Genomic DNA, 22,948 nt, shown 5'->3' with positions numbered 1-22,948 from the left:
CGATCATGGGCCCGTCGGGGTCCGGGAAGTCGACGCTGCTGCACATGCTGGCGGGGCTGGACCGCCCGACCTCGGGCGAGGTCTACCTCGGCGAGACCGAGACCACCGGCCTCAACGACAAGGCGCTGACCCTGCTGCGCCGCGACCGGATCGGCTTCATTTTCCAGTCCTTCAACCTGCTCCCGACCATGACGGCCGCGGAGAACATCGTGCTGCCGATGCGGATCGCCGGGCGCCGCCCCGACGAGCACTGGGTGGCCTCGATCGTCGCGACCGTCGGGCTGGAGGACCGGCTCCGGCACCGGCCGGCGGAGCTCTCGGGTGGTCAGCAGCAGCGCGTGGCCGCGGCCCGGGCACTGGCCTCGCGGCCCGACATCGTCTTCGCGGACGAGCCGACCGGGGCCCTCGACTCGAGGTCCGGCCTCGAGCTGCTCAGGTTCCTGCGCCGGGCGGTCAGCGAGCTGGGCCAGACCGTCGTCATGGTCACCCACGACCCGACCGCGGCCAGCTACGCCGACCGGATCCTGTTCCTCGCCGACGGCCGGGTCGTCGGTGAGCGGCAGGCCGCCACCGCCGAGGAGATCCTCGACCACATGAAGAGCCTGGGGGCCTGAGGACCATGTTGACCGCCACCCTGCGCGGGATGTTCGCGCACAAGCTCCGCCTCGTCCTCACGACGGCCTCCATCGCGCTCGGGGTCGCGTTCCTCGCCGGGACGCTCATCCTCACCAGCACGATGGCGCTCGCCTTCGACCAGCTCTTCGGCAAGGTCTCCTCCGGGACCGACGCGGTCGTCCGCACCACGGCGCCGTACACCGCCCAGGACGGGGTCGGCACCAGCCGGGCCCCGATCTCCGCCTCCGTGCTCCCGACCGTCCGCAAGGTCGACGGCGTGCGCGCGGCCGAGGGCTCCGTGAGCGGCTACGCCCTGCTGACCGACAACGACGGCAAGGCCGTGCTGACCAAGGGCGGCGCCCCCACCATGGGCTACTCGATGCCCTCCGACGAGAAGCTCCGCGGCGACGTGGGGTTGCTGTCCGGCCACGCTCCCCACGGCGCGCACGAGGTCGCCATCGACGCCACCAGCGCCGAGCAGCACCACATCGCGCTCGGGTCCACCATCGAGGTCCTGTTCCGGGGGCCGACCCGCGAGTTCACCGTGGTCGGCACCGTGGGCTTCGGCGGCGAGAAGGACCTCGGCGGCACCACGTCGGCGTACTTCGACGTCCCGACGGCACAGCGGGTGCTGGGCACGCCCGGCCACTTCGACACCATCGACGTCAGCGCGGAGGACGGGGTGAGCCAGACCGAGCTCGCCAAGCGGCTCGACGCCGTCGCGCCACCCGGCGCCGAGGCCGTGACCGGCGAGGCCGTGGCCCAGGAGAGCTCGGACGCGATCAAGGAGAACCTCAAGTTCGTCTCGGTCCTGTTCCTGATCTTCGCGGGCATCGCGCTCTTCGTGGGCTCCTTCATCATCTGGAACACGTTCACGATGACCGTGACCCAGCGGGCACGGGAGATCGCGCTGCTGCGGGCGATCGGCGCCACCCGGCGCCAGGTGCTCCGCAGCCTGCTGGTCGAGGCCCTCGTGCTGGGCGCGGTGGCCTCCGCCGTCGGGCTCGGGCTCGGGCTCGCGGTCGCGAAGGGGCTCAAGGTCCTCATGGACGTCGTCGGCTTCAGCCTGCCGAGCACGTCGCTGCAGGTCGCGCCGAGCACCATCTGGATCTCGCTGCTGGTGGGCACGCTGGTCACCGTCGTCGCGGCGCTCGTGCCGGCTCGTCGGGCCACGAAGGTGCTGCCCGTCGAGGCGCTGCGCGAGTCGACCCCCGGCGCCGAGAAGCCCTCAGCGCGGCGGGCGGTCATCGGCCTGGCCGTGGCCGGCGCCGGTGCCGGCGCGATGCTGTGGTCGTTGTACGGCGGCGCGGACATGAAGGTGTTCGGCCTCGGCCTGCTGGCCTCGATGGTCGGCGTGATGGTGGCGCTGCCGATCGTGGTGCGTCCGCTGTCGACGGTGATCGGGATGCCGCTGCGGATGCGGGGCCTGCCCGGCGAGCTGGCCGAGCAGAACGCCGTGCGCAACCCGCGGCGTACCTCGGCGACGGCCGCGGCGCTGATGGTCGGGCTGACCCTGGTCGTGAGCATGAGCGTCTTCGCCTCGTCGCTCAAGGCGTCGTTCGGGGACGTCATCTCGGACCAGACCAACGCCGACCTGTTCGTCACGACCGCCAGCACCCAGGCCGACGGCTTCAGCCCCTCGGTGATCGCCGCGGTCAGGGCCGTGCCGGGCGTCGACCAGGTGTCGGCGAACGGTTGGGGGGAGGCCCGGTTCGCCGGTGCGTCGTCGAGCTTCTCGGCGGTCGACCCCACCAACGCCGAGGAGGTCATGAACCTCGGGGTCTCGCAGGGCGCCGTCGGGGATCTCGGCAAGGACGGGGTCGTGGTGTCGCGGGCAGTCGCGAACCGGCACTCGTGGTCGGTCGGTGACGAGGTGCCGGCGGAGTTCGCGGCCAGCGGCAAGCAGCAGCTCCACTGGTGGGCATCTACACCGCAAGGGGTGGATCGGTGACGACTACATCCTGAGCATCGCCGAGCAGAACGCGTTCGCCGGGCCGTCGCTGGTCTCCACCGGGCTGGTCACGCTTGCTCCGGGGGCCGACCAGGCCCAGGTGCAGGCGGCGATCACGGACGCGCTGGCCGCGCACCCGGACGCCAAGGTGCTGGACCAGGCAGGATTCGAGAAGGAGGCCAGCGGATTCATCGACCAGCTGCTCACCTTCGTCACCGTGATGCTCCTGCTGGCCGTCCTGATCGCGCTGCTCGGCATCGTCAACACCCTCGCGCTGTCGGTCTTCGAGCGCACCCGGGAGCTCGGACTCCTGCGCGCGATCGGGATGACCCGCAGCCAGGTGCGCGCGATGGTCCGCTGGGAGTCGGCCGTGATCTCGCTGATCGGCGCCCTCAGCGGCGCCGGGCTCGGGATCGGCATCGGGCTGGCGCTCTCGCAGGCCCTGAAGGACGAGGGGATCAAGGCGATCTCGATCCCGACCCTGCAGGTGGCGATCTACGTGCTCCTCGCGGCGTTCGCCGGGGTGGCGGCGGCGATCGGCCCGGCCCGCTCCGCGGCCAGGGTGGACGTGCTCAAGGCGGTGGTCACCGACTGACTGGAGCGGCGACGGCCCGGTGGTGTCCTCGACATCGCCGGGCCTCGGCGTCTCAGAGGTCCCAGCCGAGCAGCCGCGCCACCTCGGCGTGCAGGGTCATCGGGTCGAAGGGCTTGGGGATCACCCCGTGGATGGCGAGCTCGTCCCAGAGCTGCCGCTCACCGGCCAGCACCTTGGCGGTCAGCAGGATGACCGGGATGTCGCGGGTGGCCTCGTCGGCCTGGAGGTGGCGGAACGTGGTGGGCCCGTCCATCCCGGGCATCATCACGTCGAGCAGCACCGCGTCGGGACGGTGGCTGCGGGCCAGCTCCAGGGCGGTCACGCCGCTGTCGGCGGCGACGACCTGCCAGCCGCCGACCATCTCGAGCGCCAGCTGGGTGATCTCGCGGACCGAGTCGTCGTCATCCACGACCAGGATGTGCGGCACGGCCACGACTCACCTCCTTCTGGCGCCGGAGGCCCAATGCTAGGGGGTGGCGGGCCGCGGCCGGCATCCCCCGGACGGGTCAGTCCCGCGACGTCGGGAGGGGGCCGTGGAAGGTGCTCGCGTAGTAGGTCTGCCGGTCGATCGGGGCGACCGTGACCTCGGCGCAGCCGTGCAGGATCCGCTCGATGTTGTCGTTGAGCCCGAGCAGCTCGTCGTTGTGGGCGCAGATGTCCCAGGCGCAGACCGCCCGTCGCTCGACCAGGAGCTCGACGATGCGCTCGACCATGGCCCGGAAGATGCGCGTCTGGCGGCGCTGGCGGTGCACCAGCGTGAACCCCAGGTAGTAGACCGCTCGGCGCGCGCTGTGCTCGGGGTAGCGGTGGGCGAAGTAGGCCGGGCTGATCCAGGGGACCGTCTCGAGGTCGGAGGTCAGGGTCGACATCCCGATCACCTCGTCACCCTCCCAGGCGACGTACTTGTGCACGCGGGGGTCGCGCATCTCCTCCATGAACTCGTGCTCGTGGAGCAGCTGCCGGGCCACCGCCCGGGTCTCGAGGGCGCCGAAGGTGCTGCGGTAGAGCTGGTAGTAGCTCGCCGCGGTCTCCGGGGAGACCTCGGTCTCGACGGTGATCGGTACGCCGGTCAGCCGCCGCTCAAGCACCGGGGCTCCACGGGACCACTTCGTAGGCCGCGATGGTCAATGCGCAGACCGGCCGGTCCACGCAGTGCGCCGACGCGGTCGCCGTGTGCACGGGGCCGTAGCCGCCACCCCGGTTGGCGGTCATGTCCGCCAGGCTCAGCTCGATCTGCTCGAGCAGGGACTCCTCGCTGCCACCCTTGTGCTCGACGAAGAGGCCGCCACCCGTGGTCTCGTCGAAGGTCCAGCCCAGTCCCGCCCAGACGAACTCGCCCGGGTGGTCGGCGTACGCCGCGGAGAGCACGCAGTAGAGCCGGTCGCCGTGGCCACCGGGCAGGGCGGTGTCGACGACGCGGACGCTGCTCTCCGGAGGGATGACCGAGGAGAGCGCGATCAGGTTGAAGTTCGCGACGCCGGCAGCGAGCAGGGCGCTGTCGAAGGCGGACAGCAGCGTCCGCCCGCTCCCCGTGCCTGTGCGGACGGAGATGTCCGGTCCGGCGGGGGTCGGTCTCGGGCGGGTCACGCTGGGGTCATCCACGTGCGAATCCCTCATGTCTTCCTGTGGTGCCGTCGAGGAGGCCCACCAGTCTCTCGCGGAGCTCCTCGGGGCCGACGCGGGCCCTGGTCAGGAAGACCGTGCGGCCCAGTGCGAGGTCCGCACGGCGCTCGGGTGCGACGTCGTCGGCGCTGTAGACCAGCAGGGTCGCGTCGGCCAGGGCGTGCTCGCGTCGCAGGTCGGCCCACGACCCGGGCCCCGTCGTCGAGCCCCTGGAGGTCGAGGACGACCGCGCGTGGGCGCAGCTCCCGGCCGCGGGCGACGGCCTCCGCGGCGGTCGTGGTGTGCACGACGTCGAGTCCCTCGTCGGTGAGCAGCTTCGTGATCGCACGCGCCAGGTCCCCGTCCCCGCCGATGAGCAGGATCGATCCCGGCAGGGTGCGCGCACCGTCGCTGGTCGCCATGGTGCGCGGTGCCGGCGACGAGGGCAGCGTGAACAGGATGGTGGTCCCGGCCCCGAGCTCGCTCTCCGCCCAGATCCGGCCGCCGTGCCGCTCCACGATGCCGCGGCTGATGGCCAGGCCGAGGCCGGTCCCGCCCTTCTGGCGGGCGTCGGAGGAGTCCACCTGCTCGAAGCGCTCGAAGACGGACTCGAGCTTGTCGGCCGGGATGCCGCGGCCGTGGTCCCGCACCCGGAACAGCACGTGTCGTCCCGCTCGGTCGCGTCCATGAGCACGACGTCGCCCGGCTCGGAGTACTTGATGGCGTTGCCGAGCAGGTTGGTCAGCGTCTGCATGATCCGGTCCTCGTCGGCCAGCACCCGCCCGGAGCAGTCGCCCAGCTCGACACGCACCTTGGTGGCGGAGGCCAGGCCCTCGATGGCGTGGGCCGCGGCGGCCAGCAGGTGGCAGGCGTCGAGCGCCTCGATCTCCATCGGCTTGGTGCCCGACTGGATGCGCTCGATGTCCAGCAGGTCGTTGATCAGGCGGGTGAGCCGCTCGCTGCTCTGCAACGCGATCCCGACCAGCGAGTCCGCGCGCGGGGGCAGCTCGCCGAGCTTGCCGCCGGCGAGCAGCCCCAGCGAGCCGCGGATGGAGGTCAGCGGGGTGCGCAGCTCGTGGCTGACGACCGAGAGGAACTCGCTCTTCATCCGGTCCACCTCGCGCCGCTGGGTGACGTCGCGGAAGACCACCACCGCGCCGCGAACGACGTCGTCGTCGACCAGGGGGGACGCGGTGATCTCGACGGGGAACGCGGTGCCGTCGGACCGGACGTACATGTCCTCCTCCGCGCTCGCCACGACGCCGTGGCGGATGGCGTCGTTGATGTAGCAGCCCGACCAGGGGAACGGCACGCCGTCCTCGGCGGGGGCGTGGAAGGTGTCGTGGGCCGGCCGGTCGTGCAGCTCCCCGGCGTCGTACCCCAGCGCAGCGGCCCCGGACGGGTTGACGAAGGTGACGCGGCCGTCGTGGTCCACGCCGTAGATCCCGTCGCCGACCGAGGTGAGCAGGACCTCGGTCTGCCGGGCCAGCCGGCTCAGGTCGGCGGTCTGCTCACGCACCCGCTGCTCGAGGCCGCGGCGCAGGGCGGCGTTGTCCGCGGCCAGGAGCATCTGCCGCGTCCCTGCCGCGAGGAGCAGCACCAGCCACAGGCCGGCCTGCGCGGCGGGGAGGTGGCCGCCCGTGCCGAAGCCGACCTGCACGATGCCCGCGGTGAGGAGGACCGCGAACACGACGACCGTGCCCCGGGCGTCGGTGGAGCCGCCCTCCATCTGCTCCGGCGCCCCGTCGGCCCGGGCGCTCGGGTACCACGCCGCGAGCGCGATCAGGAGGTAGCCGGCGATCCAGCCGAGGTCGAGGTAGGTGCCGAAGTGGAAGCGGTCCTGGGCCGCGAGGACGGCGAAGGAGAGGTCGGCGACGGCGTAGGTCAGGAATCCGGCGGTGACCAGGGCCAGCGCCGGCCGGTCCGACCCCGACGTGCGCAGGAGCAGCAGCAGGGCGACGGTGGCGAGAACCACGTCGAGGACGGGGAAGAGCAGGGCCGAGGAGCGCGAGGCAACGTCGGCGGTCACCGAGTCCAGCAGCTCGGCGTAGACGAGGACGGAGGCGATCACCAGCACCGCGCTGCCGGCGACCAGGCCGTCGAGCGACATCAGCAGCTGCTCGATGCCGCGCCGGCGGATGCTGGGGAAGCTGAGCAGTCCGGCGATGGAGAGCAGCAGGGCCACGGCGATGCTGCCGTTGCCGACCGCGCTCGGAGACGCGACCGGGTCCGCGCCCACGATCGCCACCCAGACGTTGCCGGCGACGGCCACCACGGCGGCCGACATCAGCAGCCGCCACGACCGCCGGCGGCGACCGATGGTCTGGGTCGCCCGGACGCCACAGCTGATGGCCGCCAGGACGCCCGCCACGAGGAGGCCGAGACCGGAGGCCGACTGCCGCAGGTCGAGCGGGAAGTTGGGGCCGAGGAGCACGGTGAAGGTCGCGATCAGCGCGAGAGCGACGGGTACGGCGACGGCGAACCGGCGTCGCTGCCCGGCCAGCGACGGCATGGTGCCCATGGGCCGCGACGCTATCAGCAGAGAGGGGCGATCACGCGGGACGCGACGGGGGCGCGAGCCGCACCTGCATCGCCTCGACCCCGAACACGATCGACAGCTGTCGCAGGGCGATCGCGTCGAGGCGGGACTCGAGCTCCAGGTCGGGGAACCGGGCCGCGAGCGCCGGGAACGCCGTACGCAGCTCCATGCGCGCCAGCTCCGCGCCCACGCAGCGGTGGAAGCCGTGGCCGAACGCGAGGTGCGCGCCGGGGCTGCGCCCCGGGTCGTAGCGATCGCCGTCCGCACCGGCACGGTTCGCGCCGGCCAGGTGGCAGATCACGACGTCCCCCTTCGACACCCGGCGGTCGCCGAGGACGAGGTCGCGGCGCGCGAACCGGGGGAAGGCGATCTGCACGACCGACAGGTAGCGCAACAGCTCCTCGACCGTGGGGTCGACCCGCTCGGGCCGGGTCGCCAGCGCCCGGAAGTCCTCGGGGTGCTCGAGCAGCACCGCCGTCCCGAGGGCCAGCATGCTGGCGCTGGTCTCGAGGCCGCCGGTGAAGACGCCGTCGGCGAGGCCGGCCAGGTCGAAGTCGCTGATCGCGTCGCCCTCGGCGCGGATGATGTCCCCGATCAGGCCGTCGCCCGGGTCGCTGCGCTGCCGTCGGGTCGCCTCCATCAGGAAGCTGCGGGACTGCGAGACGGCACCGAAGGTGCCGTAGCCCCCGCGGCTCACGTCGAAGCGCGCCGAGCCCAGCTGCCGGAAGGTGTCCCGGTCGTCGTCCGGGAGCCCCAGGAGCTCGCAGATCACCTGGAACGGGATGGGGAACGCGAACTGCTCGACCAGGTCGACGACCGGGCCGCGGCCCTCCATCTCGTCCAGTCGCCGCTCGACGATGTCGGCCACCCGCGGGCGCAGGCGCTCGAGCCGCCGCATCGTGAACTGGGGGGTCAGCAGCCTGCGCAGCCGGGTGTGCTCGGGCGGGTCGGTGAAGCCGAGTCCGCCGACGTCTCCCGTCGTGGTCGACCCCCGGGCCCCCACGAACGGACGGATGTCGTTGCTGAAGTCGGTCTGGTCGGCCAGCACGGCCCGGGCCACGGCGGGATCGGTCACCATCCAGACCTTGAGCCCGAAGAACGACGTCAGCCGGTGCACGGGCTCCTGCTCCCGGACCTGCGAGAGCCGCGCCACCGGGTCCACGCCGTCGCGCTGCAACGGCCACGTCAGGCGCGCCGGGACCCGGTCGAGCCGTGACAGGTCGACGGTGCGCCTGCCGGACAGCGCCGTGAACCCCCGGCGGGTCTGCCTCAGCAGCGATGCGGTGACGGACGACATGTCTGCTCCTGCAGCGGGCGCGATCTCGTGACACCTCGAGCCTATCCGCGACGGGCCCGGAATCGTGGTTGTTCCGGCGCGAGCGGGTTCGTGGCCCGACGCTCAGCGGGCGCCGACGCTCTCGCCGGCGTCCGGTGCCGGGACCTGTGTCGGCTCCAGCCGGGCGATCCAGACCAGGCCGAGGGCCATGACGACGGCGGACACGAGCTGGACGGCGAGGGAGAACGGACCCTGGACCGGCGCCTCGCCGAAGACGAACCAGCCGAAGCTCATCGCGACGACCACGTTGACGACGTTCAGGACCGGCATCGAGGAGGCGAGCCGACCTGCGTGGAAGGCGCGCTGGTTGGTGCTCACCGCCGCGAACCCGGTCGCGGCGAGCACCCAGGGGCGCCACGACTCGAGGGCCGACCACACCCCGTCCACGGCGATGTCGTGCGTCACCAGCTTGATCAGCCCGGCCATGACGCCGAAGAGGACGCCGGCGGCCGCGCCCAGCAGCCCGGCGCGGGCACGCCGCAGGCCGGGACGCGACGCCAGCAGGTTCAGCACCAGGAAGGCGACCAGCGTGGTGAGGCACATGACGGCGGCGCGGCCGGGGCTCGGGGCCTCGCTGCCCGCGCTGAGCTTGGTGGCGGCGAGGAAGACCGCCAGGCCGGTCACCGTCACCGTGACCGCGAGGACGTCGTCGCGGTGCGGCAGGCGGTGGTTCACCGCGGCCCGGACGGGCACGGCCAGGACCACGCCGCACAGCATCAGCGGCTGCACCAGGGCCAGCGTGCCGAGGTGCAGGGCGAGCGCGTGGAGGGCGAAGGAGAGCAGGCCGAGGGCCGACGCCAGCAGCCACAGCGGGGTCCGGACGAGACGTACGAGCAGCCCGACCGCCGAGGCCGACGCGTGGACGCGGCTGGCGGCGAGGTGCTGGAGCGACGTCGAGACCGCGAAGCCGCTCGCGGCCGCAAGCGCGACCACCGGTGCACCGACCATGCCCTGCCCTCCCGTCCGGACCCCCGCGACACCACCCGTGCCGGGCTGGCGACGGGCTGGCGACGGGGGTGCGCCGATGGGTCCAGTCAAGCATCCGGGGCCTTGACGTACTCGTAGTATGTGAGCGTGGCCACGATCGAGCAGGACGTCGACCAGCTGACCGAGCAGCGCTTCCGCCGGATGAGCTACGTCGGGGGCGGGGCGCTGCCGCCGGTGGACATGACCGGCCTGCCGCCCGGCCCACGCTGGCCGGTCCTCGTGCAGAGCGCCGGCCTGCTGCGGTTCCGGCACTGGTTCCACCCCTACCTGCACCGGCGGTACGGCGACGTCTTCACCGTGCGCCTGGTGCCCGGCGGCCGGCCGCTCGTCTTCTTCACCCGTCCCGAGCACGCCAAGGAGATCTTCGCGGGCGACCCCGAGGTCTTCCACGCCGGCAAGGCCAACGCGATCCTCGGACCGATCATGGGCGAGCACTCCCTGCTCCTCCAGGACAGTGGCGAGCACAAGCGCGCCCGCAAGCTGCTGATGCCGGCCTTCAACGGCCACGCCCTGCGCGGCTACGAGTCGCTGGTCACCGATCTCGCCCGCGCCGAGGTCGGCCGCTGGCGACCGGGCTCGGAGATCCGCGCCCTGGACCGAATGAACGCGCTCACCCTCGAGGTGATCCTGCGCGTCGTCTTCGGCGTGACCGACGAGGCCCGACTGGCCGAGCTCCGGCCGCGGGTGAACGCGACCGTCGACATCAGCCCGGCCGTGCTGCTCGGCTGGGGCTACCCGCGGCTGCAGCGGTTCGGTCCCTGGAAGCGCACCGTGGCGAACCAGCACGAGCTGGACCGCCTCATCTACGCCGAGATCCGCGAGCGCCGCGAGGCCCCGGACCTCGAGCAGCGCACCGACGTGCTCTCCCGGCTGATCCTGGCGCGCGACGGGGAGGTGGGCAGCGACGCCCTCGACGACACCGAGCTGCGTGACCAGCTGGTCACGCTGCTCCTGGCCGGCCACGAGACCACCGCGACGGCCTTGGCCTGGTCGCTGTTCGAGCTCGGCCGGCACCCGGACCTGCTGGCCCGGTCCCGCGAGGCCGCACGCACGGGCGACGACGCCTGGCTGGACGCGGTGCTCAAGGAGTCGATGCGGCTGCACCCGGTCATCCCGATGGTGGTGCGCACCCTGATGGAGCCGGCCACCGTCGGCGGCTGGTCGCTGCCCGCCGGGACGACCGTCGGGCCGTCGATCATCATCAGCCACGGCCGCGAGGACAACCATCCCGACCCGGAGGTGTTCCGGCCCGAGCGCTTCCTGGGCCACAACCCGCCCACCAACACCTGGATCCCGTTCGGGGGCGGCGTCCGTCGCTGCATCGGAGCCGGGTTCTCGCTCATGGAGGGGGTCGCGGTCCTGCGCGAGGTGCTCACGGCGTACGCCGTCACGGCCGTCGGCGAGGACCGGCCCCGGGTCCGCAACATCACCAGCGTCCCCCGTCGCGGCGCGCGCATCCGGCTCAGCGAGTAGCCGCCCGCCCGCTGGAAAAACCGGTGGGGCGCACCGTCGTCCGGTGCCACGATGGTCGTTTGTGATCGACCGATGAGCTGGAAGGAGCGGCTGCGCGCCGTCCGGATGGACGTGACCCCGCTGCGGGAGTCGCGGGACTTCCGGCTGCTCTTCCTGGCCGGGACCGTGTTCTACCTCGGCGCGATGGTCACCTACGTCGCGATCCCGTACCAGATCTACACGCTGACGGGCTCCAACTTCGCGGTCGGTGCGATCGGCCTGGTCGAGCTCGTGCCGCTGGTGGTCTTCGCGCTGTACGGCGGCGCGCTGGCCGACCACGTCGACCGGCGCAGGCTGCTGATCTGGACCGGCCTGGCCCAGGCCGGGTTCACCGTCGTGCTCGCGGTCAACGCCTTCTCCGACCACCCTCACGTGTGGGTGATCTTCGTGGTCTCCGGACTCCTGGCGGCCTCCTCGTCGCTCCAGCGGCCCTCGCGCGAGGCGCTGATGCCGCGGACGGTCCGGCACGAGCAGATCACTGCGGCCAACAACCTCACCAGCCTCGGCATGCAGATCGGCGTGCTGGTCGGGCCGGCGATCGGCGGCCTGATGGTGGCCTACGTGGGGATCGGCTGGTGCTTCCTGATCGACATCTGTGGGCTGGCCGTCGCGACCATGCTCTTCGTCGCGATGCGCCCCTACCCGCACCGGGAGGAGACGACGCCGCCCAGCCTGGCCGGCATCGGGCAGGGGCTGCGCTACGCGTTCTCCCGGCGCGACCTGCTCGGGACCTACCTGGTCGACATCGCGGCGATGCTGCTGGCCCTGCCGGTGGTGCTCTTCCCGGCGCTGGCCGAGGAGGTCTTCGGCCGTCCCGAGCTGCTCGGCCTGCTGTACTCTGCCGAGACGGTGGGGGCCCTGCTGGCCACCGCGCTCAGCGGCTGGACCTCGAGGGTCCACCACCACGGACGCGCGATCGTCGTCGCGGCGGCGGCGTACGGCGCCTGCGTCGGTTTCGCCGGCCTGATGCCGAGCATCTGGCTGGTCGCCTTCTTCCTGATGCTCTCGGGCGCGGCGGACATGGTCTCGGGGGTCTTCCGCGGCACCGTGTGGAACCAGACGATCCCCGAGGGCATGCGCGGCCGGCTGGCCGGGATCGAGATGCTGTCCTACTCCCTCGGTCCGCTCGGCGGGCAGGTCCGGGCCGGCGTGACGGCGGACCTGTGGACGGTCCGGGGGGCGGTCGCCAGCGGCGGCTTCGCCTGCATCGCCGGGGTCGGCGTGACCGCCCTCGCGCTGCGCGACTTCTGGTCCTACGACGCCCGCACCGACGAGTACGCCGTGGCGGAGCGGACCGCCGTCAGCGCGCCGGCGAGGGGCTGGACGCCGCCGAGGCCTGACCCGGCGCTGCGGGGCGGAGCCCCACGGGTGACCGCGATTGGCCCCGCTTGACCTCGTCACGGAGAATGGGCCACGACCGGTCCGATCGACCAGGGGGTGCCCCGCCAAGTGGATGATGGAGAAGGACGTCCGGTCCTCACCGGACTGCTCGCCCTCGTCGGCGTCGCGGTCGCCGTCGGCCTGATCCTCGGCGTCGTGGCCCTCGTCGGGACCAAGGTGCTGGGCCTCGACGGCGGTGCGGGCGCGTCGCAGGCTGCCGCCGAGCACTCGATGTACCTGCCGAAGCCGTCGAAGACGCAGGCGCCGTCGGGTCCCCTCATCACCCTCGCGCCCGGACAGACGCAGTCGCCGTCGTCCGGCAGCAGTCAGCCGGCCCAGAAGCCGACGAAGAAGAAGACCCCGAAGACGCAGATCTCGCTGTCCGCCGGCGAGACCTCGGTCGGCCCGATGCAGCAGATCGACCTCACCGGGGTCTACCCGGGTGGCGAGGGGGCGATCCTCCAGGTGCAGCGCTTCACCAGCGGCGCCTGGACGGACTTCCCCGTCACCGCCTCGGTGAGCAACCAGACGTTCTCCACCTACGTCCAGACCAGCCAGGCCGGGGTGAACCGGTTCCGGGTCGTCGACACCGACACCAAGCTGGAGTCCAACGAGGTCAAGGTCACCGTCGGCTGACCCCCGCGTGGTTACTGTCGGAACCACGGGATGCAGACCCGGCGAGGAGAGCAGCATGGCGACGGAACGTTGGTCGCAGCGTCGCGTGCTGACGTCGGCTCTGGTCGTCCTCGGAGTCGTCGTCGTCCTCGACGCAGCCCTCCCCGGGATCTCGCTCAGTGCCTCCTACGCGGTGGCTGCCGTGGTGGCAGCGGTGGTCGCCGGTGTCAGGCGCACGGCCGCCGTCGCGGCTCTCGCGCTGGTGCTGTCGGTGCTGGCCGGTCTCTGGAACCACAACCTGGGCAGCTTGGACTGGCTGCTCCGGGTGGCGATCACGCTCCTCCTCGGCGCGCTGGCAGTCCTGACGGCGTGGCTGCGCGTGGATCGCGAGCGCGACCTGCAGCACATGACCGTGATCGCCGAGACCGCCCAGCGGGCCCTGCTCGCGGCGATGCCGAGCGAGGTGGGCTCGGTGGGGTTCGCCTCACGCTACGTCTCGGCGACGCAGGACGCCCTGGTCGGTGGTGACCTGTACGAGGTGGCCGCGAGCCCGTACGGCGTCCGCGTCATCGTCGGCGACGTCCGGGGCAAGGGCCTCGACGCGGTCCAGCTGGCCGGGACGGTGCTCGGCGCGTTCCGCCGCTCGGCGTTCACCGTGGAGTCGCTGGGGCAGGTCGCGCGGGACCTCGACGTCGTCGTGTCGGCGGTCGCCGGCGACGAGGACTTCGTCACCGCGGTGATCGCGGAGTTCCACGACGACCACACCGTGACGCTGGTCAACTGCGGTCACCACCCGCCGCTGATGGTGACGGGCGAGGACTGCGTCGACGAGATGCCCACGGGGACGCCCGAGCCGCCGCTGGGACTGCGTCCCGAGCCGCACCCCGTCACCTCGCCGTGGCCCGAGGGCTCCCGCATGCTGATCTACACCGACGGCCTGGTCGAGGCCAGGGACGAGCGGGGCACCTTCTTCCCCCTCGGGGAGAGCGCCCGGTCGCTGGTCGACGGCGACCTCGAGGAGGCGCTGGACGTCCTGCTGGTCCGACTGCGCGACCATGCCGGCCAGCGGATCAACGACGACATGGCGCTCGTGCTCGTGGAGCACCGCGCGGCCTGACCGGGCCCGCGTCACGCCGTTCGCGTCACGCGGCCGAGGCGGCCCGTCGTTCCTCCGCGGTGGCGTCCCGCCGCAGCCCGGCGACGGTGCCGGCCCGAGGTGCCGGACGCGCCCGTCGGCCGCCGAGGGCGCTGCGGACCGCTGCCTGGAACGCGGGCTGGCCGGCGAGGACCCCGCCCAGCACCAGCAGCATGCCCAGCGCCTGGGCCCAGCCGAAGAGCTCGCCGGCGAAGACGACGCCGAGCATCGTCCCGACCACCGGGTTCACCAGCCCGATCAGCGAGACCACGCCCGCGGGCATGCTGCGCAGGCCCAGGAACCAGCAGTAGTACGCCAGGCCGGTGCCGACGAGCCCGAGCCACAGGAAGCCGCCGACGGCGGGCAGGTCGAGCGCCGGAGGTGCGCCCTCGACCACCAGGGCGACCGGGACGAGCAGCAGGCCGCCGACGACCAGCTGCCAGGACACCAGCGTCAGGTTGTCGACCGGGGCCGGCCAGCGCTTCACCAGCACGTAGCCGAGCGCGGAGACCAGCACCGAGCCGAAGGCCGCGGCGAGGCCGACCGCGTCCACGTGGCCGGGGGAGCGGAGCACCAGCAGCGCCACGCCGACGGCACCGACCAGGGCGGCGCCGACGCGGGCCGAGCCGGGACGCTCGCCGAGACCGGGCCAGGCCAGGGCCATGGTGACCATCGGGGCCGTCGCCTGGAGGGTGGCCGCCAGCCCGCCGGGGAGGTGGTAGGCCGCGAGGAAGATCAGCGGGAAGAACATCCCGATGTTGAGCAGGCCCAGGACGAACGCGCGCCCCCACCAGCCGCGGGGCGGCAGCTGCCGGCGGAGGGCCAGCAGGAGCAGCCCGATCGGCAGCGCGCGGACCACCGCGGCGAAGAGCGGCCGGTCGGGCGGCAGGAAGGTCTCGGTGACGAGGTACGTCGAGCCCCACGCGACGGGGGCGACCGCCGTGATCAGCGCGAGCCGAGCCTGATTAGTTTCCATGGAAAGCATAATAGTTTCTTCGGAAGGTATATTCCGCCCATGGTGAGCGATCTCGATCACGTCGGGGGGTGATGGCGCAGTGGCACGACGCGCGTCCGGACCTCGACGTGTCCCCCCAGGGCGTCATCGGCCGGCTGCACCGGCTCGCAGGCCGGCTCACCGAGGAGCTGGTCGCCGTCTACAGCCGGTTCGGGCTCGGTGAGGGCGAGTTCGACGTCCTCGCGACGCTGCGTCGCGCCGGGGCGCCGTACGAGCTGACCCCCAGCGAGCTCGCCGCCTGGACGATGGTGTCGTCGGGCGCCGTGACGAAGCGGGTCGACCGCTGCGTCCAGCAGGGGTGGGTGACCCGCCGGCACAGCGACCGCGACGCCCGCGGCCGGGTGGTCGCGCTCACCGACGCGGGCAAGGAGCTCATCGACCGGGCGTTCGAGGCGCACATGGCCAACGAGCACCGGCTGGTGGCGAGCCTGAGCGAACGGCAGAGGGCCCAGCTCGCACACCTGCTGGAGGTGTGGGGCCGGGCCCTCGACGCCTGATCCGCATGTTGAGTTGGGCCTGATTCGGCGTCGAGTTGGGCCAGATTTCGAGAATCTCGCCCAGCTGACTGCTGATTTCGGCCCAACTCAACGAGCGGGGTGGCTCAGGCCGGGACGTAGTCGAACGTGTCCGGGTTCGGGCCGTTGCGGCCGTCCTCGCCGCGGTCGAGCGCGCTGATCGCCTCGACCTCGTCCTGGGTGAGCGTGAAGTCGAAGATGTCGAAGTTCTCGCGCATCCGCTCCTCCCGCATCGACTTGGGGAACACGATGTCGCCGCGCTCGACGTGCCAGCGCAGGGTGACCTGCGAGGCGGTCTTGCCGTAGTTCGCGCCGATCTTGTTGATGACCTCGTCGTCGAGCACCTTGCCCTGCGCGATCGGGGACCACGCCTCGACCTCGACGCCGTGGCGGATCGACGCCGCGCGCGCGTCCTCGTTGGTGAAGTAGGGGTGCACCTCGATCTGGTTCACGGCGGGCACGACACCGGTCTCGGCCACGATGCGGTCGAGGTGGGCCGGCTGGAAGTTCGAGACGCCGATGGAGGTGGCGCGGCCGTCGGCGACGAACTCGGCCAGGGTCTTCCACGTGGACACGAAGTCGCCGTCGTACAGCGTCGGCAGCGGCCAGTGGATGAGGAAGAGGTCGATCCGGTCCAGGTCCAGGGCCGTCAGGGTCGCGTCGAAGGCGCGGCGGGCGTCGTCGGGCCGGTGGAAGCCGTTGTTGAGCTTGCTGGTGACGTAGAGCTCGTCGCGGCCGATGCCGGAGGCCTTGATCGCCTCGCCGACGCCCTGCTCGTTCTGGTACATCTCCGCGGTGTCGATGTGGCGGTAGCCGACCTCGAAGGCCGTGGTCACCGTCTCGGCGGTCTCCTCCGGCGGCACCTGGAAGACCCCGAAGCCGAGCTGCGGGATGGTCGTCTGGTCGTTGAGGGTGATCGTGGGAACGGTCATGGAGGGCATGACAACGATCCGCCCCTCGCTATTCCGGTCCTGGGGACTTCGTACGCCGGCCCCGCGGGGACTGTGAACCATCCCACGCGTACTGCCGGGGTCATCCGGGGCGGAGGCCGGGAACAACGCGGGCCGGACCTTCGTTGAGCCGGGTGAACAGAGTTGAGTTGATCCCACTCAACTTGTTTGCCAGACTCGCCGCCATCGGCGCAGGATGGCGTCACCACAGACTCAAGCAGGTCCCAGAAGAGGACCCCCAGAGATGGGTTCACAACCGGAGGTATTCCCCATGGCACGTGCGGTCGGCATCGACCTCGGCACGACGAACAGCGTCGTCGCCGTCCTCGAGGGTGGCGAACCCACCGTCATCGCAAACGCGGAAGGCGCCCGCACCACCCCGTCGGTCGTGGCCTTCGCCAAGTCCGGCGAGGTGCTGGTCGGTGAGGTCGCCAAGCGCCAGGCCGTCACCAACGTCGACCGGACCATCCGCTCGGTCAAGCGCCACATGGGCACCGACTGGAAGCAGAAGGTCGACGACAAGGACTTCACCGCGCAGCAGATCAGCGCGTTCGTCCTGCAGAAGCTCAAGCGCGACGCCGAGGCCTACCTGGGCGAGCCCGTCACCGACGCGGTGATCACCGTGCCGGCGTACTTCTCCGACGCGCAGCGCCAGGCGACCAAGGAGGCCGGCGAGATCGCGGGCCTCAACGTCTCCCGCATCGTCAACGAGCCGACCGCGGCCGCGCTGGCCTACGGCCTCGACAAGGGCGACGACCAGACGATCCTGGTCTTCGACCTCGGTGGCGGCACGTTCGACGTGTCCCTGCTCGAGATCGGCGAGGGCGTCGTCGAGGTGAAGGCGACCTCCGGTGACAACCACCTCGGTGGTGACGACTGGGACGCCCGCGTCGTCGAGTGGATGGTCAAGAAGTTCAAGGACAACAACGGGGTCGACCTCGGCGCCGACAAGATCGCCAAGCAGCGCCTCCAGGAGGCGGCCGAGAAGGCGAAGATCGAGCTGTCCTCGTCCTCCGAGACCACGATCCACCTGCCCTACATCACCCACGGTGAGTCCGGGCCGCTGCACTTCGAGGAGAAGCTCACCCGCAGCGAGTTCCAGAAGATGACCTCCGACCTGCTCGACCGCACCAAGGCGCCGTTCCAGTCGGTGCTGAAGGACGGCGGCGTGGACGTCAACAAGATCGACCACGTCGTGCTGGTCGGCGGCTCCACCCGGATGCCCGCGGTCACCGAGCTGGTCAAGCAGCTGCTCGGCGGCAAGGAGCCCAACAAGGGCGTCAACCCCGACGAGGTCGTGGCCGTCGGCGCCGCGCTCCAGGCGGGCGTCCTCAAGGGCGAGGTCAAGGACGTGCTGCTCCTCGACGTCACCCCGCTGAGCCTGGGCATCGAGACCAAGGGCGGCGTGATGACCACGCTGATCGAGCGCAACACCACGATCCCGACCAAGCGCTCGGAGATCTTCACCACCGCCGACGACAACCAGCCGTCGGTCGAGATCAAGGTCGCCCAGGGCGAGCGCCAGATGTGGGCGCAGAACCAGCCGCTCGGCAACTTCGAGCTGACCGGCCTGCCGCCGGCTCCCCGGGGCATCCCGAAGATCGAGGTCACCTTCGACATCGACGCCAACGGCATCGTGCACGTCTCCGCGAAGGACCAGGGCTCCGGCAAGGAGCAGTCGATGACGATCTCCGGCGGCTCGGCCCTCGGCAAGGACGAGATCGACCGCATGGTCCGCGAGGCCGAGCAGTACGCCGAGGAGGACGCCAAGCGTCGCGAGACCGTCGAGACCCGCAACCAGGCCGACTCGCTGGTCTACTCGACCGAGAAGTTCCTCGAGGAGAACGGCGAGAAGATCCCCGAGGACGTGAAGACCGAGGTGCAGGCCGACGTCGACGCGCTGAAGGCCACCCTGGAGAACGCCGAGGCGTCCGCCGAGGAGATCCAGGCCGGCGTCAGCAAGCTCGGCGAGTCCAGCCAGAAGATGGGCGCGGCGATGTACGCCGCCGCCGAGGCCGACTCCGCCGCGGCGGGTGGCACCACCGGTGCCTCCGGCGAGGCCGACGAGGACGTGGTGGACGCCGAGATCGTCGACGAGGCCCCGGAGGCCGGCGAGGGTGACGCCAAGTGACCCGTGCACCCGATGACGGTGCCCAGGCTCCGGCCGAGCCCGTCGAGACCCCCGAGGTCTCGACGGGCCCGGCCCCGGGGTCGTTCGGGGACGAGGCCGCCGAGATGGCGAACGAGACCGAGGTCGAGGCGCCCGCCGAGGGCGACGGCGACGTCGAGCTCGAGGACGACCTGACCGCGGCCCGCCGCGACCTGGCCGACCTGACCACCGACCTCCAGCGACTCCAGGCCGAGTACCTCAACTACAAGCGGCGCGTCGAGCGTGACCGGGAGCTGGTCCGCGAGAACGCGACGTACGCCGCGCTCGCGCCGATCGTCGACGTGCTCGACACGATCGACCGCGCCCGTGAGCACGGCGACGTCGACGGCGGCTTCAAGGCCGTGGCCGACCAGCTCGAGCGGGTGGTGACCAACGTCGGCCTGACCAGGTTCGGCGCGGTGGGCGACGCGTTCGACCCGAGCCTGCACGAGGCGCTCTCGCACATCGGCGCGGACCCGGAGGTCAGCGTGACGACGTGCAAGGTGATCGCCAAGGCCGGCTACCGCATCGGCGACCGCGTCGTACGCGCCGCCCAGGTGCTCGTGGTCGACCCCGCGGGCGAGTAGAACGTCAACCGACACATGACAGGAGAGGGGGTGCGCGGATGAGTGCCACCGACGGGATGCGGGCCGACTGGGCCAACAAGGACTTCTACGCCGAGCTGGGTGTGAAGAAGGACGCGACGGCCGACGAGATCAAGAAGGCCTATCGCAAGCTGGCGCGCGCCAACCACCCCGACTCCCACCCCGGGGACACCGCCAAGCACGACAAGTTCAAGGCGGTGGCCGAGGCCTACGACGTCGTCGGCGACCCCGAGAAGCGCAAGAAGTACGACGAGATGCGCGAGCTCTACGCCGGCGGAGGCTTCCGGGGCGGGTTCCCCGGCGGCTTCGGCGGCGGGGGCGGCGGCGCGGGCGGGTTCGACCTGAACGACCTGCTGCGCGAGCGCGCCGGCGGGGGCGGCGGCTTCGGGGACATGTTCGGCGACCTCTTCGGCGGTGGCCGGCAGCGGACCCAGCAACGCCGGCCTCAGAAGGGCGCCGACGTCGAGACCTCGGCGACGATCAGCTTCACCGACGCCCTCGAGGGCGTCACGATCTCGCTGCGGCTCACCTCCGACGCGCCCTGCCCCGACTGTGCGGGCACCGGCGGCAAGCCCGGGACCAAGCCGCACGTGTGTCCCGAGTGCGACGGGGCCGGCTTCGTGGTCGCCTCGGTCGGCGGCGCGTTCTCGATGAATGAGACGTGCCCGGCCTGCGGCGGTCGCCAGCTGGTCTACGACGAGCCCTGCCCGACCTGCCACGGCAGCGGCCGCGGCCTGTCGGCGCGCTCGATCCAGGCCCGGATCCCCGCCGGCGTCAAGGACGGCCAGAAGATCCGGGTGCGGGGCAAGGGCGCCGCCGGCGAGAACGGCGGCCCGGCCGGTGACCTCTTCGTCACCGTGAAGGTCTCGCCGCACCGCGTCTTCGGTCGCAAGGGGGACAACCTCACGCTCGACGTGCCGGTGTCCTTCGACGAGGCCGCGCTGGGGGCGGAGATCAAGGTCCCCACCCTGTCCGGCGCGCCGGTGACGCTGAAGATCCCGGCGGGCACCCCCAACGGCCGTACCTTCCGGGTGCGGGGCAAGGGCGCCCGCAAGTCCGACGGCACCATGGGCGACCTGCTCGCCACCGTCGAGGTCCAGGTGCCGGCGGTGCTCGACGCCGCGGCCCGCGAGGCGGTCGAGGCCTACCGGGCCGCCACCGCCGGGAAGCCGCTGCGCGCGAACCTCTTCGAGGGCTCGTGATGAAGGGCGGCGCGCGCGACTTCAGGGCCCCCGGCCCCGATGCGGCGGTCTACGTCATCAGCGTGGCCGCCGAGCTGACCGGCCTGCACCCGCAGACCCTGCGCGCCTACGAGCGGCTCGGCCTGATCACCCCGGGCCGCACCGGCGGCGGCGGCCGTCGCTACTCGCACACCGACATCGAGCTGCTCCGCCAGATCGCGGACCTGACCTCCTCCGGCATCGGCCTGGAGGGGGTGCGCCGCATCCTGGACCTGCAGAACCACGTGACCGCGCTGGCCCAGCGCAACGAGGAGCTGGTGGCCGAGCTCGAGGCCACCCGCGAGGCGCTGCGCCAGGCGCTGGTCGTGCGCCGCGGCGACGGGGACGTCCCGGCGCCGGTGAACCGGCTCCCGGTGCTGCGGCAGCCGACCCCCGGCCAGTCCCTGGTCGTCTGGCGCCGCAACAACCGCTGACCCGCCTCCCGGTGGGTCGGTCAGCCGATGACGTCGCGCAGGTGGTCGAAGCGCGCGGCCATCTGTGCGGCGTACGCGTCGGCCGCCGGGCCGCCGCCGTTGTACTCGTGCGCGGCGGCGGTCCAGCTGCCGCAGGCGCGGTGCAGCGCGGCGAGGTGGCGGAAGCCGACGAGCATGTTGGGGTAGGGCTTCCAGGCGCCGCCGAGCCGGTCGGCCGCGTCCTGGTACGTCGGCCAGGTCAGCTGCATCGGCCCGACGCCCTGCATCTCGCCGGTGCGCCGGCGGACGTCCTTGTAGGCGAGGTACTTCGACTTCGTGACCTCGCCGGCCCCGGCGAAGACCGTCGGGTCGCTGCCGAACACGTTGCGGCCACCACCGGTCTCCTGCGCCAGGAACGCGCAGCCGACGTACAGCGGGATGTGGGCCTCGCGCGTGGCGCGGCGGGCGAGGCCCGCCATCGTGCATCCGGCGCTCTTGGCCGCACGGACCTGCTGCTGCTCGGCAGTCGGCCCGGCCGAGCGATCGGTCGACCGTTCAGAGGAAGGTCCGGCGGACCGCTGGGTGGTGGCCGAGGTGCTCGGGGACGCACCGGCGGCCGCGGCGGGCTCCTCGAGGCCGAGGGGCGGGACGGCCATCTGGAGGACGGTCAGGGCAGCGTAGAGAAGCGGGACGGCCGCGAGGGCGCGCTTCGACGGCTTGGCTGAACGGGACATGGATCTACTTCCTGGGGTGGGGGAGGGCGCCCGCCGACGGCCACATGCGGCTCGCTCCCCCACGGCGGGCTCAGGCCGGAGGCAGCGACCCGGGCAAGTTCACCGGTTCGCCGCGCACGCCGTGCCTGGCGGTCAGATCCCGGCCTCCGCGTCGTCGCGGACCGGTCGGGGACGTCTTCAACGGTGGCAAGCCGACGCGCCGGGGGTCAAAACGAGGGCAGGGTGTGCTCGGTCACCCCGACCCGGTCGGGTGCGTGGTTCCGCCGGAGTCAGTCCTGCGGTGCCCACGACGCGGGTCGGCGCCGGCCGTCCGGGATGGTGGTGGTGACGTCGCCGCGTGCGCTCTCCAGCTGTGGCCCGGTGAGGAACAGTGCGTCGCGGAGGTCGGTGCCCCGGAGGTCGGCGTCCCGGAGGTCCGCGCCGAGCAGGTCGGCCGCGCCCAGGTCGAGCCCGCGCAGGTCGACGCCGATCAGCACCGCGCCGCGCAGGCACGCGGAGCGGACGTCCCGGCCACGCAGGTCCCGCCCGGCGAGGTCGGCGCGGGCGAGGTCGGGGGCCCGGGGCCCCCGGACCCGCAGGCTCGCCGCGGCCAGCAGGTCGCCACACTCCTCGTGCAGTTGATCGAGGTCCGCGGTCAGCAGCTCCACCGGGGTCGCGTCGCGGAGCTCCAGCAGCCGCTGCCGCAGGTCCTCCGCAGCGGGGTCGGGAGACCGTCGGCCGACCTCCCCGAGGTGGGTGAGCATCTCGTGCACCCGGCGCAGGACCGAGAGCACCGCGGCCATCTCGCCGAGGTCGTCCTGGTCGCGCCACGACCTACCGCCGTAGGTGACCTGGGAGGCGTGCTGGCCGGCCCCGAAGCAGTCGAAGACCGCGCACCCGGACCAGCCCCGCTCGCGTAGGTCGGCGTGGATCCCGCAACGGTCGTCGGCGCGCAGGTGGTGGCAGGGCACCCCGCCCGCCTTGTCGGCGCCGAAGCCCGCGTCGCGCCGGTAGGGCAGCAGCACGCAGCACAGGGCGAAGCAGCGCGAGCAGTCGGCCGTGAGCTCGGGTTCGGGGGAGGTCGTCGGCACCCGGGCATCC

At 72.2% G+C, this 22,948-nt stretch carries 22 protein-coding genes and 1 pseudogene; 12 read left to right on the top strand and 11 right to left on the bottom strand.

All coding sequences use genetic code 11. The annotated features are described in order from the left end of the window. Window positions 1-5 precede the first annotated feature (5 nt). From H0S67_RS21330 to H0S67_RS21320, 3 genes are read left to right on the top strand one after another with little or no spacing between them, the layout of a single operon-like run. On the top strand, window positions 6-614 hold the full coding sequence (locus tag H0S67_RS21330; RefSeq protein ID WP_425489844.1) for an ABC transporter ATP-binding protein: 609 nt from the start codon (window positions 6-8) through the stop codon (window positions 612-614). A 5-nt stretch (window positions 615-619) separates the two neighbouring features. Continuing rightward, on the top strand, window positions 620-2,566 hold the full coding sequence (locus H0S67_RS21325) for an ABC transporter permease (RefSeq protein WP_180934680.1): 1,947 nt from the start codon (window positions 620-622) through the stop codon (window positions 2,564-2,566). After that, window positions 2,481-3,161, top strand: coding sequence for an ABC transporter permease (locus H0S67_RS21320; protein ID WP_180934679.1), 681 nt, complete (start codon window positions 2,481-2,483; stop codon window positions 3,159-3,161). The genes H0S67_RS21325 and H0S67_RS21320 overlap by 86 nt, the downstream gene beginning before the upstream one ends. A 52-nt stretch (window positions 3,162-3,213) precedes the next feature. Here the strand turns inward: H0S67_RS21320 and H0S67_RS21315 are convergent, their stop codons facing one another. From H0S67_RS21315 to H0S67_RS21290, 7 genes and pseudogenes are all read right to left on the bottom strand, one after another. After that, window positions 3,214-3,594 carry a response regulator gene (locus tag H0S67_RS21315; protein ID WP_180934678.1) on the bottom strand — a complete coding sequence of 127 codons (381 nt, stop codon included), beginning with the start codon at window positions 3,592-3,594 and terminating at the stop codon, window positions 3,214-3,216. Window positions 3,595-3,667: 73 nt separating this feature from the next. Next, window positions 3,668-4,249 (bottom strand): GNAT family N-acetyltransferase, encoded by a 582-nt coding sequence (locus H0S67_RS21310; RefSeq protein WP_219635376.1) that lies wholly within the window; start codon window positions 4,247-4,249, stop codon window positions 3,668-3,670. Further along, entirely contained in the window at window positions 4,242-4,763 is a 522-nt protein-coding gene (locus H0S67_RS21305; RefSeq protein WP_219635375.1) for a pyruvoyl-dependent arginine decarboxylase, read from the bottom strand. The genes H0S67_RS21310 and H0S67_RS21305 overlap by 8 nt, the downstream gene beginning before the upstream one ends. A gap of 11 nt (window positions 4,764-4,774) precedes the next feature. Next, window positions 4,775-5,413 (bottom strand): sensor histidine kinase, encoded by a 639-nt coding sequence (locus tag H0S67_RS28530; protein ID WP_425489950.1) that lies wholly within the window; start codon window positions 5,411-5,413, stop codon window positions 4,775-4,777. A gap of 263 nt (window positions 5,414-5,676) precedes the next feature. Next, a pseudogene (locus H0S67_RS28525) lies at window positions 5,677-6,333 on the bottom strand (histidine kinase dimerization/phospho-acceptor domain-containing protein); the annotation flags it as partial. 982 nt (window positions 6,334-7,315) lie between these two features. Continuing rightward, entirely contained in the window at window positions 7,316-8,599 is a 1,284-nt protein-coding gene (locus H0S67_RS21295) for a cytochrome P450 (RefSeq protein ID WP_180934675.1), read from the bottom strand. A 102-nt stretch (window positions 8,600-8,701) separates the two neighbouring features. Beyond that, window positions 8,702-9,586, bottom strand: a complete 885-nt coding sequence (locus H0S67_RS21290; RefSeq protein ID WP_180934674.1) for a DMT family transporter — start codon at window positions 9,584-9,586, stop codon at window positions 8,702-8,704. Between the two features lie 126 nt (window positions 9,587-9,712). On the opposite strand from H0S67_RS21290, the gene H0S67_RS21285 reads away from it, so the two are divergent. The 4 genes from H0S67_RS21285 (at window position 9,713) to H0S67_RS21270 (ending at window position 14,249) form a co-directional block, all read left to right on the top strand. Beyond that, window positions 9,713-11,098 (top strand): cytochrome P450, encoded by a 1,386-nt coding sequence (locus tag H0S67_RS21285; RefSeq protein ID WP_219635374.1) that lies wholly within the window; start codon window positions 9,713-9,715, stop codon window positions 11,096-11,098. 72 nt (window positions 11,099-11,170) lie between these two features. Then, entirely contained in the window at window positions 11,171-12,529 is a 1,359-nt protein-coding gene (locus tag H0S67_RS21280; RefSeq protein ID WP_180934673.1) for an MFS transporter, read from the top strand. A gap of 45 nt (window positions 12,530-12,574) precedes the next feature. After that, the gene (locus tag H0S67_RS21275) at window positions 12,575-13,153 is read left to right on the top strand and encodes a hypothetical protein (RefSeq protein WP_180934672.1); all 579 of its coding nucleotides are present in this window, start codon (window positions 12,575-12,577) and stop codon (window positions 13,151-13,153) included. 55 nt (window positions 13,154-13,208) lie between these two features. After that, window positions 13,209-14,249, top strand: a complete 1,041-nt coding sequence (locus tag H0S67_RS21270) for a PP2C family protein-serine/threonine phosphatase (RefSeq protein ID WP_180934671.1) — start codon at window positions 13,209-13,211, stop codon at window positions 14,247-14,249. Between the two features lie 25 nt (window positions 14,250-14,274). Here H0S67_RS21270 and H0S67_RS21265 read toward each other — a convergent pair whose 3' ends face one another. Further along, window positions 14,275-15,243, bottom strand: a complete 969-nt coding sequence (locus H0S67_RS21265) for an EamA family transporter (protein WP_246354942.1) — start codon at window positions 15,241-15,243, stop codon at window positions 14,275-14,277. Window positions 15,244-15,314: 71 nt separating this feature from the next. On the opposite strand from H0S67_RS21265, the gene H0S67_RS21260 reads away from it, so the two are divergent. After that, a complete protein-coding gene (locus tag H0S67_RS21260) occupies window positions 15,315-15,779 on the top strand; it encodes a MarR family winged helix-turn-helix transcriptional regulator (RefSeq protein ID WP_180934670.1) in 465 nt (154 codons plus the stop codon). 104 nt (window positions 15,780-15,883) lie between these two features. On the opposite strand, the gene H0S67_RS21255 is transcribed toward H0S67_RS21260, so the two are convergent. Beyond that, on the bottom strand, window positions 15,884-16,729 hold the full coding sequence (locus H0S67_RS21255) for an aldo/keto reductase (protein ID WP_180934669.1): 846 nt from the start codon (window positions 16,727-16,729) through the stop codon (window positions 15,884-15,886). A 289-nt stretch (window positions 16,730-17,018) separates the two neighbouring features. Between H0S67_RS21255 and dnaK the strand changes: the two genes are divergently transcribed. The 4 genes from dnaK to H0S67_RS21235 are packed head-to-tail and all read left to right on the top strand — an operon-like array spanning window position 17,019 to window position 21,155. Then, the gene (gene dnaK / locus H0S67_RS21250) at window positions 17,019-18,878 is read left to right on the top strand and encodes a molecular chaperone DnaK (RefSeq protein WP_180934668.1); all 1,860 of its coding nucleotides are present in this window, start codon (window positions 17,019-17,021) and stop codon (window positions 18,876-18,878) included. Then, the gene (gene grpE / locus H0S67_RS21245) at window positions 18,875-19,483 is read left to right on the top strand and encodes a nucleotide exchange factor GrpE (protein WP_246354941.1); all 609 of its coding nucleotides are present in this window, start codon (window positions 18,875-18,877) and stop codon (window positions 19,481-19,483) included. Before dnaK ends, grpE begins: the two co-directional genes overlap by 4 nt. 38 nt (window positions 19,484-19,521) lie before the next feature. After that, window positions 19,522-20,703, top strand: coding sequence for a molecular chaperone DnaJ (gene dnaJ, locus H0S67_RS21240; protein WP_180934667.1), 1,182 nt, complete (start codon window positions 19,522-19,524; stop codon window positions 20,701-20,703). Continuing rightward, window positions 20,703-21,155 (top strand): heat shock protein transcriptional repressor HspR, encoded by a 453-nt coding sequence (locus H0S67_RS21235; RefSeq protein WP_180934666.1) that lies wholly within the window; start codon window positions 20,703-20,705, stop codon window positions 21,153-21,155. The genes dnaJ and H0S67_RS21235 overlap by 1 nt, the downstream gene beginning before the upstream one ends. Before the next feature lie 20 nt (window positions 21,156-21,175). On the opposite strand, the gene H0S67_RS21230 is transcribed toward H0S67_RS21235, so the two are convergent. After that, window positions 21,176-21,868 (bottom strand): hypothetical protein, encoded by a 693-nt coding sequence (locus H0S67_RS21230; RefSeq protein ID WP_180934665.1) that lies wholly within the window; start codon window positions 21,866-21,868, stop codon window positions 21,176-21,178. A 269-nt stretch (window positions 21,869-22,137) separates the two neighbouring features. Next, on the bottom strand, window positions 22,138-22,938 hold the full coding sequence (locus H0S67_RS21225; protein WP_180934664.1) for a pentapeptide repeat-containing protein: 801 nt from the start codon (window positions 22,936-22,938) through the stop codon (window positions 22,138-22,140). Window positions 22,939-22,948: the final 10 nt, after the last annotated feature.

Source organism: Nocardioides ungokensis, from assembly GCF_013466985.1.
Classification (GTDB): domain Bacteria; phylum Actinomycetota; class Actinomycetes; order Propionibacteriales; family Nocardioidaceae; genus Nocardioides; species Nocardioides ungokensis.
The sequence above is the reverse complement of the archived record's forward strand: the minus strand, read 5'-3'. Positions and strand labels throughout refer to the sequence as shown.